Annotated in this window: 16 protein-coding genes; 3 read left to right on the forward strand and 13 right to left on the reverse strand. The window is 63.6% G+C overall.

The genetic code is table 11. The features are described 5' to 3' along the window. The 5 genes from fabG to BFN03_RS11345 all read right to left on the reverse strand — a co-directional run bounded on the left by fabG (position 1) and on the right by BFN03_RS11345 (position 4,820). Positions 1–750 (reverse strand): 3-oxoacyl-ACP reductase FabG, encoded by a 750-nt coding sequence (fabG, locus tag BFN03_RS11325; RefSeq protein WP_070379084.1) that lies wholly within the window; start codon positions 748–750, stop codon positions 1–3. 28 nt (positions 751–778) lie between these two features. Next, a complete protein-coding gene (locus tag BFN03_RS11330) occupies positions 779–1,813 on the reverse strand; it encodes a phosphotransferase family protein (RefSeq protein WP_070379085.1) in 1,035 nt (344 codons plus the stop codon). Further along, complete coding sequence (locus tag BFN03_RS11335) at positions 1,806–2,588, reverse strand: SDR family oxidoreductase (RefSeq protein ID WP_070379086.1); 783 nt, start codon at positions 2,586–2,588, stop codon at positions 1,806–1,808. Before BFN03_RS11335 ends, BFN03_RS11330 begins: the two co-directional genes overlap by 8 nt. A gap of 1 nt (position 2,589) precedes the next feature. Beyond that, entirely contained in the window at positions 2,590–3,843 is a 1,254-nt protein-coding gene (locus BFN03_RS11340; RefSeq protein WP_070379087.1) for an acyl-CoA dehydrogenase family protein, read from the reverse strand. A 158-nt stretch (positions 3,844–4,001) separates the two neighbouring features. Beyond that, the gene (locus BFN03_RS11345; protein WP_070380838.1) at positions 4,002–4,820 is read right to left on the reverse strand and encodes an SDR family oxidoreductase; all 819 of its coding nucleotides are present in this window, start codon (positions 4,818–4,820) and stop codon (positions 4,002–4,004) included. Positions 4,821–4,974: 154 nt separating this feature from the next. Here BFN03_RS11345 and BFN03_RS11350 point away from each other — a divergent pair, with 154 nt between their 5' ends. Genes BFN03_RS11350 through BFN03_RS11360 form a run of 3 tightly spaced genes read left to right on the forward strand, consistent with a single transcriptional unit; the run spans position 4,975 to position 8,046 of the window. Beyond that, positions 4,975–5,457, forward strand: coding sequence for a MaoC family dehydratase (locus tag BFN03_RS11350; protein ID WP_070379088.1), 483 nt, complete (start codon positions 4,975–4,977; stop codon positions 5,455–5,457). A gap of 49 nt (positions 5,458–5,506) precedes the next feature. Next, complete coding sequence (locus BFN03_RS11355) at positions 5,507–7,027, forward strand: AMP-binding protein (protein WP_070379089.1); 1,521 nt, start codon at positions 5,507–5,509, stop codon at positions 7,025–7,027. 5 nt (positions 7,028–7,032) lie between these two features. Beyond that, positions 7,033–8,046 carry an NADP-dependent oxidoreductase gene (locus BFN03_RS11360; RefSeq protein ID WP_070380839.1) on the forward strand — a complete coding sequence of 338 codons (1,014 nt, stop codon included), beginning with the start codon at positions 7,033–7,035 and terminating at the stop codon, positions 8,044–8,046. 23 nt (positions 8,047–8,069) lie between these two features. On the opposite strand, the gene BFN03_RS11365 is transcribed toward BFN03_RS11360, so the two are convergent. The 8 genes from BFN03_RS11365 to cysD form a co-directional block, all read right to left on the reverse strand. Then, the gene (locus BFN03_RS11365; RefSeq protein WP_070379090.1) at positions 8,070–9,035 is read right to left on the reverse strand and encodes a TIGR03560 family F420-dependent LLM class oxidoreductase; all 966 of its coding nucleotides are present in this window, start codon (positions 9,033–9,035) and stop codon (positions 8,070–8,072) included. A 143-nt stretch (positions 9,036–9,178) separates the two neighbouring features. Continuing rightward, complete coding sequence (locus tag BFN03_RS11370; protein ID WP_070379091.1) at positions 9,179–10,543, reverse strand: MFS transporter; 1,365 nt, start codon at positions 10,541–10,543, stop codon at positions 9,179–9,181. Between the two features lie 221 nt (positions 10,544–10,764). Then, positions 10,765–11,412 (reverse strand): TetR/AcrR family transcriptional regulator, encoded by a 648-nt coding sequence (locus BFN03_RS11375; protein ID WP_070379092.1) that lies wholly within the window; start codon positions 11,410–11,412, stop codon positions 10,765–10,767. Between the two features lies 1 nt (position 11,413). After that, complete coding sequence (locus tag BFN03_RS11380; RefSeq protein ID WP_070379093.1) at positions 11,414–12,406, reverse strand: phosphotriesterase family protein; 993 nt, start codon at positions 12,404–12,406, stop codon at positions 11,414–11,416. A gap of 115 nt (positions 12,407–12,521) precedes the next feature. Beyond that, a complete protein-coding gene (locus BFN03_RS11385) occupies positions 12,522–12,923 on the reverse strand; it encodes a nuclear transport factor 2 family protein (protein ID WP_070379094.1) in 402 nt (133 codons plus the stop codon). Beyond that, positions 12,920–14,047 (reverse strand): 3'(2'),5'-bisphosphate nucleotidase CysQ, encoded by a 1,128-nt coding sequence (locus BFN03_RS11390; protein ID WP_070379095.1) that lies wholly within the window; start codon positions 14,045–14,047, stop codon positions 12,920–12,922. The genes BFN03_RS11385 and BFN03_RS11390 overlap by 4 nt, the downstream gene beginning before the upstream one ends. After that, on the reverse strand, positions 14,044–15,888 hold the full coding sequence (gene cysC, locus BFN03_RS11395; protein ID WP_070379096.1) for an adenylyl-sulfate kinase: 1,845 nt from the start codon (positions 15,886–15,888) through the stop codon (positions 14,044–14,046). The genes BFN03_RS11390 and cysC overlap by 4 nt, the downstream gene beginning before the upstream one ends. Next, the gene (gene cysD / locus BFN03_RS11400) at positions 15,888–16,814 is read right to left on the reverse strand and encodes a sulfate adenylyltransferase subunit CysD (protein WP_070380840.1); all 927 of its coding nucleotides are present in this window, start codon (positions 16,812–16,814) and stop codon (positions 15,888–15,890) included. The genes cysC and cysD overlap by 1 nt, the downstream gene beginning before the upstream one ends. Positions 16,815–16,855: the final 41 nt, after the last annotated feature.

Consider the following 16,855-nt stretch of genomic DNA (forward strand, 5'->3'; position numbering starts at 1 on the left):
TCAGTCCTTCGGTCCACCGGCCACGTAGATCACTTGACCGGACACGAATCCCGCGCCCTCACTTGCCAGGAACGACGCTGTCGCAGCAATGTCCTCGGGCTGTCCGACACGGTTGACCGGAATCTGTGCGGCGGCCGCCTTCTTGAAATCCTCGAAGCCCACTCCGATACGTTCGGCGGTAGCGACGGTCATCTCGGTCTCGATGAAGCCGGGCGCAATCGCGTTGGCGGTCACACCGAACTTGCCCAGCTCCAACGCCAGCGTCTTGGTGAAGCCCTGCATACCGGCCTTCGCGGCGGAATAGTTGACCTGGCCACGATTGCCGAGAGCGGACGTGCTCGACAGGTTGACGATGCGGCCGTATTTGGCCTCCACCATGTGTTGCTGCACGGCCCGCGACATCAGGAAGGCGCCGCGCAAGTGCACGTTCATGACGGCGTCCCAGTCTTCGACGGTCATCTTGAACAACAGATTGTCGCGGGTGATTCCGGCATTGTTGATCAGGATCGTCGGGGCACCGAGTTCCTTCGCCACCCGCTCGACTGCCGCCGTGACGGATGCCTCGTCGGCAACATTCGCGCCGACTGCCAGCGCCCGACCACCAGCAGAGGTGATCGCATCGACCGTTGCACCGCAGGAAGACTCGTCGAGGTCGAGCACGGCTACCGCGTACCCGTCCGCAGCCAACTGTTTGGCTACCGCAGCGCCGATTCCGCGAGCCGCTCCGGTGACAATTGCCGTTCTGGTCATGTGGCCCTCCCTGGGCAGTATGTGGTGTTCAGATTCCGGCCTGGGCGGCGATGTCGCACGCCTTGGCCACGATTTCGTCGATACGATCAGCGGTCGGTGTACCTGCCGCCGCCCGGTTCTGTGGTTCGTCCTGTGCCCTGCGCATCACGCCTTCTGCAATGACCGCGAGCTTCCACAGTCCAAGGACATGCCAGAACCCTAGTACCTTCGGGTCACGTCCGGTGGCGTCGAGATAGACCTCGGCGATCTCCTCCCGGCTCGGGAAGCCCTCGAGGGTCGATGCGGGGAAATCGCCGCCGGTCTTCTCGCCTGGCTCGGGCCAGTATGCAAGCAGGCTCCCGAGGTCGGCGAGCGGATCGCCCAGAGTGCACAGTTCCCAATCCAGTGCCGCGACAACCTCGCCCGTGTCGGCCGAGGTGATCACATTCCTGAGATGAAAGTCCCCGTGCACCAGCGTGAGTTCCCGCTGCTCGGGCACCGAATCACCGAGTCGGCGCGTCAGGTCGTCGAGAGCGGGCAGTTCACGGGTCTTCGACATCTCCCACTGGCCCGACCACCTCTTGAGCTGACGCCGGGCATACGGTTTGTGGCTGGCCAGATCGATCAGCCCCGTCTGCTCGAGATCGACGGCATGGATCTTCACGAGGGTGTCCGGTAAGGAAAGGCCGATCGCCCTGCGCCGATCCGGTGTCAGCGACTCGGCGACGGACATCCGATCCACCACCTGGCCGTCGACGAACTCCATCAGCAGGAGCGGAACGTCGGTCACCTCGGGGTCGTCGGTGAGCCCGAAGACGCGGGGGGTTGGAACACCAGTGCCTTCGAGCGCGGACAGGATACGGGCCTCCCGGGCGACGTCGTGTGCCGACGCGAGTAGGTGCCCGAACGGTGGGCGCCTGAGCACCCACCGCCGACCGCCCTGATCCTGTACCAGATAGGTGAGGTTGGATTGGCCGAGGCCGATCCGGTCGAATGTCAGCGTGCCCACGCGGTCGACGCCGAGGGTGCCGAACCAGCGGCTCACCGCATCGGTGTCGAGCCCGACCACGTCGGCGCTAGACACCGAGATCTGCTCCCTGTCTGAACGGGTGCACGTTGCCGAGTAGTTGACCACCGTCGATCGTCATCGTTTCGCCGGTTACCCAACTCGCGGCGTCGGACACCAGGAAAGCGACCGCCGCAGCGACGTCCTCGGGTTCCCCGATTCGCCCCAAGGCCGTCGACGCCGCCACGGCCTGCTCGTGGTCGCGCCACAGGGCTTCGGCGAGCCTCGTCCGCACGACGCCCGGTGCCACGGCATTCACACGAACCTTGGGCGAGAGTTCCATCGCCAGTTGCCTTGTCACATGGATGAGCGCGGCCTTGGACGCGTTGTACAGGCCGATATGTGCCTCGTGAGCCATGCCGCCGATGGATGCTGTATTGACCACTGCTCCACCATGCTCACCCATCCAGGCCCGCGTTGCCAGCCCCGTCCACAGCACCGGGGCCCACAGATTCACGTCGAAGGTCTTGGCGAATCGCGCGTGGTCCTGATCGATCACCGGACCGAACGCGGGGTTGGTGCCCGCGTTGTTGACCAAGATGTCCAGACTCCCGAAGCGCTCGAGGGTGAGGTCGACGCAGCGCCGCGCGGCGTCTTCGTCGACCGCATGGGCGCCGACCCCGATCGCATTCCCCTCGACCTGGGCTGCGGCGGCGTCGGCAGATTCCTGGGACCGAGAGGTGAGCACCACGTTGCCACCGGCGGCCGCGATGGCTTTCGCCACGGCAAGACCGATGCCCCGAGACGCACCGGTGACAATCGCGGTGCGCCCGGCCAGGTCGAGTCCGGCCATATCAGCTCACCGCAACCTTGTGCCCGTCGGTCGACGCAGCGGCAGCGACGTCGCGGTACTTGCGTAGTTCCTGCTTGGCAATGGCTCGCTTGTGAACCTCGTCGGGACCGTCCGCCAACCGCAGCGTTCGCATGTGCGCATAGGCCATGGCCAGCGGGAAGTCGTCGGTCACTCCCGCCCCGCCGTGCACCTGAATGGCACGGTCGATGATCTTGAGCGCGATGTTCGGCGCCGCCACCTTGATCGCCGCGATTTCCATCCGCGCCTCCTTGTTGCCCACCGTATCCATCAGGTGCGCTGCTTTCAGCGTCAGCAACCGGATCATCTCGATCTCAATGCGGGCCTCCGCGATCCAGTCCTGGATATTGGCGTTCTCACTGACCGGCTTCCCGAATGTCACCCGCGAAGACGCGCGCCGGCACATCAATTCCAATGTCCGCTCGGCCATCCCGATCGCCCGCATGCAGTGGTGGATACGACCGGGACCCAACCGTGCCTGGGAGATCGCGAATCCCTCGCCCTCCCCCTTCAACACGTCCTTCACAGGCACGCGCACGTCGGCGAAGTCGATCTCGGCGTGTCCCTCTCGGTCCTGGTAGCCGAACACCGGAAGACCGCGCATCACCGTCACGCCCGGAGCATCGATCGGAACGACCATCATCGACTGCTGCCGATGCACGGGCGCAGAGGGATCGGTCTTGCCCATGACGATCATGACCTTGCAGTTCTTGTGCAATGCATTCGACGCGAACCACTTCCGGCCGTTCAGCACGTATTCGTCGCCGTCGCGAACCATCGACAATTCCACGTTCGTGGCGTCGGAACTCGCTACCGCGGGCTCGGTCATCGCGAACGCCGACGCCATCGTCCCTTCGAGCAGCGGCTTCAGGTACTTCTCCTTGTGCTCCTCGGTGCCGAACAACTCGAGCACCTCCATATTGCCGGTGTCCGGGGCGTTGCAATTACAGGCCTCCGACGCAATGAAGCTGCGGCCCATGATCTCCGCCAACGGCGCATACTCGAGATTCGTCAGCCCCGGACCGGAGTCGGGATGTGGGTGAAACAGGTTCCACAACCCCCGACGACGCGCCTCCGCCTTGAGTTCCTCGAGGATCGGCGGCTGGAAATGCGGATCACCCGACTCACGCATCTGCTCGTCGTACACCGCCTCGGCCGGGTACACGTGCGTGTCCATGAACTCGAGCAGATCCGTCTGGTACTGCCGAGCGCGGTCCGAGATGTCAAACAGGGACATGGGAACTCCTGACTGTTGGTGAGACAGAATTTGACGTGCGCTCGTCGAGGTTGCCGCAACTACCCTCGACGAAATCGGGTGCGCGGAAAACCCGCGACATCAGGCCTTCCGCTCGGGACAATGACTCGGTGTTCGTGGCGTGTGCGTCGTCTCGCACGTCACCCCTGTCCCAGCAGGGCACCCTGGTAGCGGCGCATTCCCCGAATCCACCGGTCATAGTCGGCACCCTTTTGCTGAAACATCGCGAGGACCTGCTCGTGCGGAAGAATCAGGAAGGCTTCCCGTTCGACTGCATCGAGCACGACGTCGGCCACCTGGGCGGGTTGGAGCACCTCCCCCGCCGACGTGACCGCCTGCGTTGCTGCCACGCCCCGCGGGTCGCCTGAATCCCGGCCCGCGTAGAGCATCGCGGTGTCCACTCCCATAGGACACAGGCAACTCACGCCGATCCCCTGGTCGCCGTAGGTGACCGACAGCCACTCGGCGAACCCGACGGCCGCGTGCTTGGTCACCGAGTACGTCGCCGAACCGATCTGAGTGAGCAGACCCGCGGCGGACGCCGTCGTGACGAAATAGCCCTCGCCACGCTCGAGCCACTTCGGGACCAACTGCTGCGCCGCCCGGATATGGGCGCGAACATTGACGTCGAGGACGTGATCCCAGTCGGCATCGCTCGCCTCCAGTCCGAGCGCACCGCCGACACCTGCATTGGCAAAGTACAAATCGACACAGCCGAATTCGGCCTCCGCGTGCTCGATGATGCGCCGAATATGATCGACATTCGCGACATCGGCGCCTTCGGCGAGAGCAGATCCCGGGTACCGGGCGTTGATTCCGTCGGCAACTGACGCGGCAGCATTCGGGTCGAGATCGGCGACCATCACCTTCGCGCCGTTTTCGGCGAGACGTTCCGCGATCGCTCCGCCGATACCGCCACCTCCGCCAGTGACGATGGCGACCCTCCCTGCAACCTTCACGAGATTTCCTCTCATCCTTCGAGCATTGTGATTAGCATCTCCCTTTTGTATAGTTGAATCCGTCGTCAAGTTCAAGTGCGAAAGCCCTACCAGCGGTAGCGCAATTCAGCGCAACACAACCCCTGCCATGCTCCACCGGAAACTAGGGAGACAGATGATCGACGCCACCACTTTGCCCGTCCGTCCTTCCAGCTTCGAGGAACTGACCGCATTGATCGGCAAGGAACTCGGCCCGACCGACTGGTACGACGTCACCCAGAAACGGGTGAACGATTTTGCCGACGCCACCGACGACCACCAATGGATCCACGTCGATCTCGAGCGCGCCGCCGCGAGTCCGCTCGGCGGCACCATCGCACACGGGCTCTACACGCTGTCTCTCGGCCCGGCTCTGTCTTCGCAACTATTGCGTTTCGACGGATTCGCGCACGGCCTGAACTACGGCTACAACAAGGTGCGGTTCCCATCCCCTGTTCCGGTCGGCTCACGCATCCGCATGCGCGCGACCGTTGTGTCCGCCGAGCAGGTCGGCGGCGGAATCCAGGTGACGATGAACCAGATCGTCGAGCGCGAGGGGTCCGACAAACCCGTGGTCGTGGCCGAGTCCCTCTCTCGCGTGGTGGAGGCCGCCCAGTAGCCAGAGCCGCCCAGCAACCAGATCAGCGTTCGACTCGGAGGTTGACAGCATGGCAAACGTGATCGACCCGGTGCGCCGCCACTCGGACACCACGCCCGACAACATCGCACTTCGTGGTGCGGACAGCACCCTCACCTACCGGCAGTTGCTGACCGCGGCCGTCCGTTACTCGGGTGCCCTCGTTTCCGCAGGCCTTTCCCCCGGCGACCGAGTCCTTCTCGCGGCGCCGTCGGTCCCCGAGTTCGTGATCGCGTACATGGGAGTCCAGGCTGCCGGTTGCGTCGTCGTCCCGGTGAACACGATGTCAACCCGGCCCGAGATCGAATACGTGCTCACCGACGCGGGCGTCTCACTCGCCATCGTCTGGCACGAGCTCGGACCCGCGGTCGGCGATGCCGCTGCATCACTGGACGTCCCGGTCTGGACCCTGACACCCGACGCCCCGACTGCGGAGGTCGCGCCGGGGTCCGTCGCCGACCGGGAACTCGACGAAACCGCAGCCATCCTCTATACCTCCGGCACTACCGGACGCCCGAAGGGCGCAGAACTTACTGTGGGAAATTTCCTGTCGGGCGGCGAGATCGGGATCGAGTGCAGTCGCGGCTCGACCCGGGACCGTACCGGAACGGCCCTTCCCCTGTTCCACGTGTTCGGCCAAGCCTCGGTCATGATGGCTACGTTCACGGGCGGCGGGTCTTTGTCGCTGCTGGCCCGGTTCGATCCGATAGCGATGCTCGACATGCTGCGCCGCGACCGGCTCACGATCATGGCCGGCGTGCCGACGATGTGGAATGCGATGCTGCATGCCGCCGACGGTGCGAACCCGCAGGACTTCGCGAACCTTCGCATCGCCATCTCCGGGGGCGCGTCTCTGCCGGGCAAGGTGGCGCGCGAATTCGAATCGAGATTCGGTTGCACGATCCTCGAGGGATACGGTCTCACCGAGACCACAGCCTTCGGCACTTTCAACGACATCGACCGCGGCGGGAAGATCGGCTACACCGGGCGCGCGGTGCCGAGAACGGAGGTCGTCGTGATGGACCACGACGGTGTCCCCTGCCCACCCGGCACCGTCGGCGAGGTGTTCGTCCGGGGTGCGACAGTGATGAAGGGCTACTGGAATCGGCCCTCCGATACTGCTGAAGCTCTGTCCACTGAGGGTTGGCTGCGCACGGGAGATCTCGGGGAGACCGACGCGGACGGAGACCTTCGCATCGTCGACCGAGCGAAAGATCTGATCATCCGTGGCGGCTACAACGTCTACCCCAGCGAAGTCGAAGAGGTCCTCTACTCATACCCCGACATCGTCGAAGCCGCGGTCGTCGGCGTACCGGACGACTACTACGGAGAAGAGGTCGCCGCCGTGGTCTCCACCGCCCCGGGCGTAGAACTCGACACCGCACAACTCACGGAGTGGGCGCGGGAAAGACTGTCCGCATACAAGATTCCTCGAATCGTTTCGGTCGTCGACACCCTGCCGAAAGGGTCGACCGGCAAAATCCTCAAGCGCTCGATCGACCGGACAGCGCTGCGCGATAGCACACGGCCTGCCGAAGTACATGAAAGGTGAACACGGTGGCAACAACCAATAGACAGGTCCGCCTGGCGAAGCGTCCAATCGGCAGGCCCGACGACTCCACCTGGGAGATCACTTCCGAGCCGATCCCCGAACCCTCGTCCGGCGAGTTCACCGTGCAGGTGGACTACGTGTCACTCGACCCGGCCATGCGGGGATGGCTGAACGACGTGAAATCCTACGTGCCACCGGTCCAGATCGGCGAGGTGATGCGCACGCATGCGGTCGGCCGAGTGATCGCGTCACAGAACCCAGCATTCCCTGTCGGTCAACTCGTCACCGGACCTTTCGGGGTCCAGGAGTTCGCCCTCAGCAACGGCCGTGATGTCGTCACGGCGGACGAGTCGCTCGCACCGGCACCGACGTGGCTCGGCGCGCTCGGATTCCCCGGCATGACAGCGTATTTCGGGCTTACCGATGTCGGCAAGCTCGAGAAGGGCGATACCGTACTCATCTCCGGTGCCGCGGGAGCCGTCGGGAGTATCGCCGGGCAGATCGCCAAGCTGAAAGGCGCTACGGTCATCGGCATCGCCGGTGGAGCGCAGAAGTGTGCCTGGCTCACCGGCGAGCTGGGATTCGACGCCGCGATCGACTACAAGTCCGAATCCGTCGGCAAAGCCCTGCACGCCGCCGCGCCGAACGGCATAGACCTCTACTTCGACAACGTCGGTGGCGAAATTCTCGATGCCGCACTTGCGCACCTTCGCAAGAACGCGCGGATCGCGCTCTGTGGTGCGATCTCTGGCTACAACGCCACCGAACCACAGCCCGGCCCGTCGCGCTATCTCTCGCTCCTGATCAACCGGGCCTCGATGACGGGCTTCATAGTGTTCGATTACCTCGACCGGTTCCCAGAGGGAATGGCGGCAATGTCCGAGTGGATTCGTGCCGGCCAGATCGTGACCCGCGAACAGGTGGAGTCCGGAGGGGTCGAGGCATTCGGCCGCACGCTGACGATGCTGTTCGACGGCGCGAACACCGGAAAGTTGGTGCTGAAGATCAGCGACGACTGACGCCGCCCTCGAACCGGCTGCGATCAGCTGTCCAGTTGTGGCATCACTTCCGAGGCCACCAACTCGAGGTGATCGAGGTCGTCGAAATCGTGGATCCTGAAATAGATGCGGCTGGACCCGATCTCTGCGCATCGGCCGATCATGTCGACCAGTTCGGCGGGTGAGCCACTGCCGTCGAGGGCGCGCAAATCATCGACGCTGCGGCCGATGCGTTCGGCGCGTGAGGCGATCTCTGGCTCGGATCGCCCACAGCACAGGGTCAAGGTGTTGGAGAACGTGAGTTCGGAGGGGTCACGGCCTATAGCCCGGCACGCCTCCCGAACCCGCTCGAACTGCTGCGCAGCAGTGTCGATGCCGGCCGTCGGCGCCGTGGACACGTCACCGGACTCGGTCCGCACTGGCTGTTGATTGAATTCATCGGCATAGCGGGCACTGATCGCTGGAGTGCGCTTGGTACCCCACCCGCCCGTGATGATGGGTATACCGCCCCCCTGATAGGGCTTGGGCAGCGCCGGAGAGCCCTCGAGACGAAAATAGTTGCCGTGGTAGCTGAATCGTTCACCGAGCGGGGTGCGCCATAGACCGGTGATCACTGCCAGATATTCCTCGAGCCGATCGAAGCGCTCCTTCATCGGGGGATAGGGGATGCCATACGCGCGATGCTCGACCTCGACCCAGCCTGCACCGACCCCGAAATCGACCCGTCCGCCGCTCATCTGATCGATCTGGGCGACCTGGATGGCCAATGGACCGGGGTAGCGGAAGGTCGCCGAGGTCAACAGCGTCCCGAGCCGGATGGTGGAAGTCTCGCGGGCGACCCCGGCCAACGTCACCCACGCATCGGTCGGCCCCGGTGGATCATCACCCAAATAGTGGTCGCCTTGGAAGAAGCCCGCGTAGCCCAACTCCTCGGCGGACTGCGCCAACCGCAGATGCTGTTCGTAACTTACCGATCCCGGTCCGGGGACAGCGAATATCATCAGTTCCATGGGCGCTGGCGTGCCTTTCGAGTACCCCTGCGGCCTCCGCCGGACGGTGGCCTCAACCCCTCCCGTCGCATGCTACATCTGCTTCTACCTCGAAGCGGGTGCAAGCCGGTGGGGTGGCCGGTCGTCAACCACCCCACGGACTTCTAGTGAAGGTGCGCGCCAGGAATCGCCGTCGGGTCGCCCCGGACCTCGGCGGGGTTGGTCTCACGAAGCTTCCATGCGCTCAGGAGCGTGACGAGCCCCATCAGTGCGATGAAGATCGAAACGGGGACGGTGCTTCCTGTCTCGGCGATCAGCGCGGTCATGATGAATGGTGTACCACCGCTCACCGTAACTGCGGCGAGCTGATACGACATCGACGCCCCCGAATACCGGACGTTCGGTGCGAACAGCTCGCCGATATACGCGGCAACCGGCCCGTATGTCATGGACTGGAAAATGCTACCGACAGTCACGGCGACAAAGAACAGCACGATATTGGTGGTATTGACCAACATGAAGTACGGGAACGCCCACAACACGATGGCGGCCGCGCCGATCAGGATCATGGGCCGACGCCCGATCTTGTCGGAGATGTGCCCGGACCACAGCACCACCCCGATGGTGAGCCCGGCGCTGAGCAGGGAGACTGCGAGCATGTCGTTGCGACTCATGCCCAGTTCCTCTGTGCCGTAGGCGAGCACACCTGCGATGGAGATGTAGAACAGTGCGTTGGTGGCCGCCAGCAACCCGCATGCAAGCAGAATCGTGCGCCAGTGGTTCCTGATCGCTTGTGCCAGAGGCGCGTTGACAACGGCCTCCCGCTTCTTCTTCGCCTCTTCCTGGAGTTCACGGAACTCAGGGGTGTCCTCGACCTTGTTGTGGATGTAGAGCACGATCGGGAACAGGAGCGCGCTCGCCAAGAAGGGGACTCGCCAGCCCCAGCTGAGGAAGGCCTCGTTCGACAGTGCCCCGGTGGCACCGAGTAGCACCGCATTCCCGAGCACGACGCCGAACGGGACACCCATTTGCCCGAATGTCCCTGAGAACCCACGGCGCTTCGGGCCTGACGACTCGGTGAGCAGCAGGACGATTCCGCCCCACTGGCCGCCGCAGGCGAGACCTTGAACGAAACGGAGGAAGACCAGGATTATCGGTGCAGCAACGCCGATTGACGCTGCGCCCGGCAGCAAACCGATCAGGAACGTCGCGAGACCCATGGCCAGTAGGCTGACGACCACGGCCGGCTTGCGACCGTACTTGTCACCGTAGTGCCCCGCCACGATTCCGCCGATCGGCCGGGCGACGAAGCCTGCCCAGAAGGTACTGAACGAGAGCAGTGTTGCTATGAGCGGCGATTGCTCGGGAAAGAAGACCTGAGGAAAGACGAGGGCAGCGGCGGTGCCGTAGAGGAAGAAGTCATACCACTCGATCGAGCTACCGAAGAGTCCCGCTGCCAGGAGTTTTCGATGCCTGCGCTTGCGTTGCGCTTCCGCGTCGGTACCCGGCTGCACCGCAGATGTAGTCATCCGATCACTCCTCGAGTAGGTCTACGTACGGACTTGCACGACGTTTTAGAACCTGACGCCAACTTCAACTCAGTGAATGTTCGACCAGTGTGTTCGAACGGGGATGTGATGTCAATAACAATTCAGAAATTCGGACGGTCGGGACATACACCCGAAATCTCACCCGCAACAACGGAACTCGATCTACTGACGAGTAGCGAACGTGGTCGCCACCCAGACGTTCATCGACCCCGGGCGCGGTCCGGAATCCGCAACGCGTTGGTCCACATCCGCGCCAGGCCGGCGGTCAATTGATCGACCGTGATCGATTCCTGTTCACTGGGTGGTCCGGTGAAGTAGCTGTAGGCCACCCTTCCGACCATCTCGGACAACGCCTTCGACGTGAGCATCGGGTCCAGGGAGGAGTCTGCGACACCACGAACCTGGAGGTCGGCAATCGACCGCGCGTTGCGCTCGAAGAACACGTCGTCCCGTTGCCGTGCCAGATCACGGAAGTTGGGGTCGACGTGTGCAACCTGCTCGAGCAGAGCCAGCAGTCGCGCATTCCGGCGCCACGCGTGAAGATAGGCACCGATACTCGCTTCCACAACTGCGTGAACATCAGCCTCGTCCTCGACACGCCCCATACCCGGGTGCAGAAGATCGTTCTGAGTCACCTCGACCACGGCCGCAAATACCTCCTCCTTGTTGGCGAAGTAGGTATAGAACGACCCGGTGGAAAGCCCTGCCTCCTTACTGATGTCGACAAGGCGGGCGTCTAGATAGCCCGCACGCTCGAAGACCACGCGGGCCGCCGCGACCAGACGGTCCCGAGTGCGAACGCCCCGTGCGGTAACCGGCACCGCGTGCGCGGTTCGCGGACTCGACATGTCAGTACGGTTCGACGTTCTCGAAGTATCGCCTCGGGACCTCCACCAGCATTTCCGTAATCATCTTCTCTGTGACACCTCGCTCTCGGACATAGGGCAGCACATCGTTCTCGATGTGGAGGTAGTGCCACTGTGGCAGGGCCGCGATCACGTTGGGGTCGATCCAGTCGATGTAGCAGGAGGCATCCTGAGACAGCACCATCTGGCTGGCGAACCCTCTACGGCACATCTCGATGAGCGTTTCGGCTCGCGCTTCGAACGTGGTCTCGAGATTGATCCCGAACCTGTCCATTCCGAGGATGAACCCAGCCTCGGCCAGTTCGGTCAGATGCTCGACGTCTGTACTGTCGCCGCTGTGTCCGAGTACGATCCGGTCCGGTCGCACCCCCTCCTCGTCGCACATCACACGTTTGACATGCAGACCGGTCTCGTGGCCCGGATGGGTGTGCACCGTGATCGGAACCCCGGTGCGCCGGTGCGCCTTCGCGATTGCCCGCATAACTCGTTCCACTCCCGGCGTCGCCCCCTGCTCATCGATCGCGCACTTGAGCAACCCGGCACGAACCCCCGTGTCGGCGATTCCCTCTTCGATGTCTTTGACGAACATGTCGACCATGGGGTCGGGAACACTCGCACCGACCACAGCATCTAGCGCCGGACCTCGGTAGTGAAAGAAGAACGGCACGTCGTCGTAGGTGTACAGCCCGGTTGCCGCAACGATATTCAGCTCAGGTAGCTGCTCGGCGACCCGCTGGATTCGCGGAATGTAGCGACCGAGACCGACAACGGTCGGATCGACGATGGTGCGGACACCTTGCTCGGAGAGCGCCCGCAACTTCGCCACCGCGTCTGCGACCCGTTCCTCCTCGCTCCCCCACTCGTCCGGGTAGTTCTGCTGCACGTCCGGCGTCAGTACGAACACGTGTTCATGCATGTACGTGCGTCCGAGTTCAGCGCTGTCGACGGGACCGCGGACGGTGTTGATCTGGGTCATGAAGGCTCGCCCTCTCCGGGTGTGACTGTCGTCATACTCCTGGGGTAAGGGTAGGGCTAACTTGAATTTGACGTCAACATTTAGTTCGGAGTGTCTTCCGGATTCCTACGACCGCCTATTTCGCGCCGGTAGCGGCCCGGATAGGGGCCATGTCGAAATAGTCGCGCCAACTGGCGATCTTGCCGTCGATGATCTCGAAGACTCCGACGACGGGCAGTTCGACGGCCGTTCCACCCAGGTTCAACACGTCGATTCTCTCGTTCATCACCACCCCGCTCGACTGCTGTGGGTCGGGTCCGTGCCCCCCGTCAGCAATCTGCCGCTTCACTTGGAAGTCGATGGCGCCGAAAGCCCCGACGAACCCGGCGATGAACTCGCGAATCGCCTCACGTCCGGTGACGGGTTCCATCGGAATATTATGGTATACAGCATCTTCCGAGAAGTACTCTGCGATTCTGGCCGGATCCGGTTCGAGCCATTCTGCGCAGAATTGGGTGATCAGTTGATCCGGGGTCATTGACTCTCCCTATTGATCGCTGACGGTTCGATGATGGCCATGACAGATTGAATCTCCCCAGCCGGGATCGCGAAATGCTCCGTTATCCGAACCGATGTGACATCGCTCGGCGTCGCTCCCAGGTCGAGCTCGAATCGGGCCACTACATTGTCACCCCACTCGTGGAACGACAGATCCCGCACGGCCTGGATGGCCTGGTACTGGAAGCCGTTCTCCAGCTCGTCCCGGATGAATTCACCCGACTCGCCGGTGCGCTGGCCGTTCTCCACCCGCCATGCATCAGCGGCGAGGCGCACCTTGGTGGCGTCGTGGCTGACGAGTGCATCGATATAGGCCCGGGCCATCGCCACCCGCCCGGTGTCGGCCGTATCGCCGGCGTGCTCGGCAATCGCGGCAAGTAGAGGCTGCGCCAACTCCGGCCGGCAGATCAGAAGGTCGGGAAGGTAGGGATGGGACTCGTTGTAGGTCATGGGAGTTCCGTCGATCCGGGAACAGTGCAGGCCCGCGGCCATGGCGACACCCACCGGTGCCGCCGAGTCCCATTCCCACTGTCCGCCGGAATGGATATAGGCGTCCACCTCGCCGCGGAGCACAGCCATCGCCTTCGCGCCCGCGGACCCCATGGTCGAGACCTCCGCGCCGATCGCCGTCGCGACGGCATCGACGAAGTCGGGAGGTCGGCTCGCACTCACGACAATGCGTGGGCGCGCCGGAATCCGTTCGGCATGCACGGCGTGCGAATCGTCGTCACTGACATAGACGGCGCCGAGCGCCGGTTGCGCCACCGCCGCCGCGGTGATTCCGCGATCGCGTTCCCACAGCGCAATGTGCACAGCCCAGTCCGAACGTCCTGGGATCCCGTATTCCTTGGAACCGTCGAGTGGGTCGATGATCCACACCCGCGAACTCTCGAGTCGCACCGGATCGTCTGCAGACTCCTCCGAGAGGATCGCGTCATCCGGCCTCTCGGCGAAGAGTTTGCCGAGAATATAGGCGTCAGCGGCGACGTCACCCCTCCTGCCGAGCTCGCGCGCATCCGATCCCAGCCCGGCGGCGCGAATGTCCAGCAGAAGGGCTCCGGCACCGGATGCGATGTCGGCGGCGAGTCGTGCGTCAGTGGTCACGCCTTCAACAATTCCATAATCTTCGCGGCTTGTTCGGCAGGAGTACCGTCCTCGGGACGGAGCACCAGTTCGGCGTTCGTGGGTGCCTCGTACGGGTCGTCCACTCCGGTGAACCCCCTGATCTCCCCCGCCCGCGCCTTCGCATACATGCCCTTGGGATCTCGCGCCTCACACTGCTCTATCGGGGTATCGACGTATACCTCGATGAATTCCAGGCCCGCGGCGCGATGCTCTTCCCGTACGCGTTCTCGCTGCGCGCGATACGGGCTGATCAGCGATGCGATCGCGACGACGCCGGAGTCTGCCATCAATTGCGCAACCGCGCCGACGCGTCGCACGTTCTCGTCGCGATCCTCCGCACTGAATCCCAGGTCCTCGTTGAGGCTGTGCCGCAGGTTGTCCCCGTCGAGACGGTAGGCAGGCACACCGGAAGCGACCAGACGCCGCTCCAACTCCACCGCGACCGTCGATTTCCCAGAAGCCGAGAGCCCGGTGAGCCAGACCGTGAGCCCGCGAGTTGCCCGTTCCTCTCGTTGTACCGCAGCGGCGTGCCAGACCACCTTGGACTTCGACAGCGTCGGCCCCGTGATCATGCCCGCGGCGACAGTGTTGTGCGTCGACTCGTCGACGAGGATGAAACTGCCGGTCACATGGTTGCGGCGGTACGGGTCGAACATCAACGGCTGCGACGTCTTCAACTGGATGCGACCGATCTCGTTGAGCGAGAGAGACTGCGCAGCCTCGTCGCGATGCAGAGTGTTGACGTCGAGCCGGTAGTCCAGCCGAACCACGGACGCCTTGGTCGCCCTCGTGGTGTGCAGCAGCGTGTAACGAGCGTCCGGTTTCATCGAGGATTGCTCACTGAACCAGCAGACCATCGCATCGAGTTCCTGCCCGACCAGAGGTCGATTGTTGGGGCGACACAACATATCTCCGCGGCTCACATCCAGCTGATCGGCCAGTTGCACGCAGACTGCAGACGCGGCGAAAGCCTCGCTCAGACCCGCTCCCCCCGGCCCCCAGATCGCGCTGATCTTCGAGGTGAACCCCGACGGCAACACCACCACCTCGTCGCCCGGCTTGAACACACCACTGGCAACCGTGCCCGCATACCCGCGGAAGTCGTGCAGGGCAGGATCGGTCTGGCGCCCCGGCCGGACCACGTACTGCACAGGAATCCGGGCGTCGATGAGATTGCGGTCGGACGCCACGTGCACCTGTTCGAGGTGGTGCAGCAGTGACGCACCCTCGTACCAAGGCATGTTGACCGTTCGCTGCGCGATGTTGTCGCCGCGCAGCGCCGAGACCGGGATGAAGGTGAGGTCGTGGACCTCGAGCTTGATCGCGAATCGCCGGAACTCCTCCTTGATCTCCTCGAACCGCTCTTCGGACCATCCGACGAGGTCCATCTTGTTGACACACAGCACGAGGTGGGGAATTCCGAGGAGGCTGGCAATGAAGGCATGGCGGCGAGTCTGCTCGAGAATTCCCTTGCGGGCGTCGACGAGAATCAGAGCCAGGTCGGCGGTCGAGGCGCCGGTCACCATGTTCCGCGTGTACTGCTCGTGACCCGGTGTGTCCGCGATGATGAACTTGCGATGCGGAGTGGCGAAGTAGCGATGGGCGACGTCGATGGTGATGCCCTGTTCGCGTTCGGCACGCAGACCGTCGGTGAGCAGAGCCAGGTTCGCGTGATCGTCACCGCGCTCACGACTGGTACGTTCGACCGCCGCGAGTTGATCCTCGAAGATCGCCTTCGAGTCGTAGAGCAGGCGGCCGATGAGGGTGGACTTGCCGTCGTCGACGCTGCCTGCCGTCGCGACGCGGAGTAGCTGCGGCATCAGAAGTACCCTTCCTTCTTGCGGTCTTCCATACCGGCTTCGGAGATCCGGTCGTCCGCGCGGGTGGCGCCGCGCTCGGTCAATCTGCTCGCCGCCACCTCGGTGACGACAGCCTCGGCGCTCGTTGCCGATGACTCGACACATCCCGTACAGGTGGCGTCTCCGACCGTCCGGAAACGCACGAGCGCGTCGTACGGCTCATCCCCGGGAAGGAGTGTGAGAAACCGTGTGTGGGCCAACAGCATTCCATCGCGAGGCACAACCTGACGGCGATGCGCGTAATACAGCGAAGGCAGTTCGATCCGCTGCTCGCTGATGTACTGCCAGATATCGAGTTCGGTCCAGTTCGACAATGGGAACACCCGAATGTGCTCGCCCTTGCGGTGCCGACCGTTGTACAGACTCCAGAGCTCGGGGCGCTGCGCCCGCGGATCCCACTGCCCGAACGCATCTCGGAAACTGAAGACTCTCTCTTTGGCTCGGGCCTTCTCCTCGTCGCGGCGGGCGCCACCGAAGACTGCATCGAAGTTGTTGTCCCTGATGCCACGCAGCAGTGTGGTGGTCTGGAGGCGGTTGCGACTCGCGTGCGGGCCCGTCTCTTCGCTGACCCGTCCGGCTTCGATATCGTCCTGAACACTCGACACGACCATCCCTAGACCCAGTCGATCGACAGTCCGGTCGCGGAACTCGATGACCTCGTCGAAGTTGTGACCGGTGTCGACGTGCATTACCGCGAACGGAAGCGGCGCCGGCCAGAACGCCTTTGCGGCGACGTGGAGCATAACCACCGAGTCCTTGCCGCCGGAGAACAGCAGCACCGGGCGCTCGAATGTGGCCGCCACCTCTCGGAAGATGTGAACGGCTTCGGCTTCGAGCGCGCCGAGGTGAGATAGCTCGTACAGGGGCGGTGTGGTCGAAGCGGTCATGGGCGGCTCCTCGGTGCGAGTGTCATACCGTGCCATTGGTC

It is taken from the genome of Rhodococcus sp. WMMA185 (assembly GCF_001767395.1).
Taxonomy (GTDB): Bacteria; Actinomycetota; Actinomycetes; order Mycobacteriales; family Mycobacteriaceae; genus Rhodococcus_F.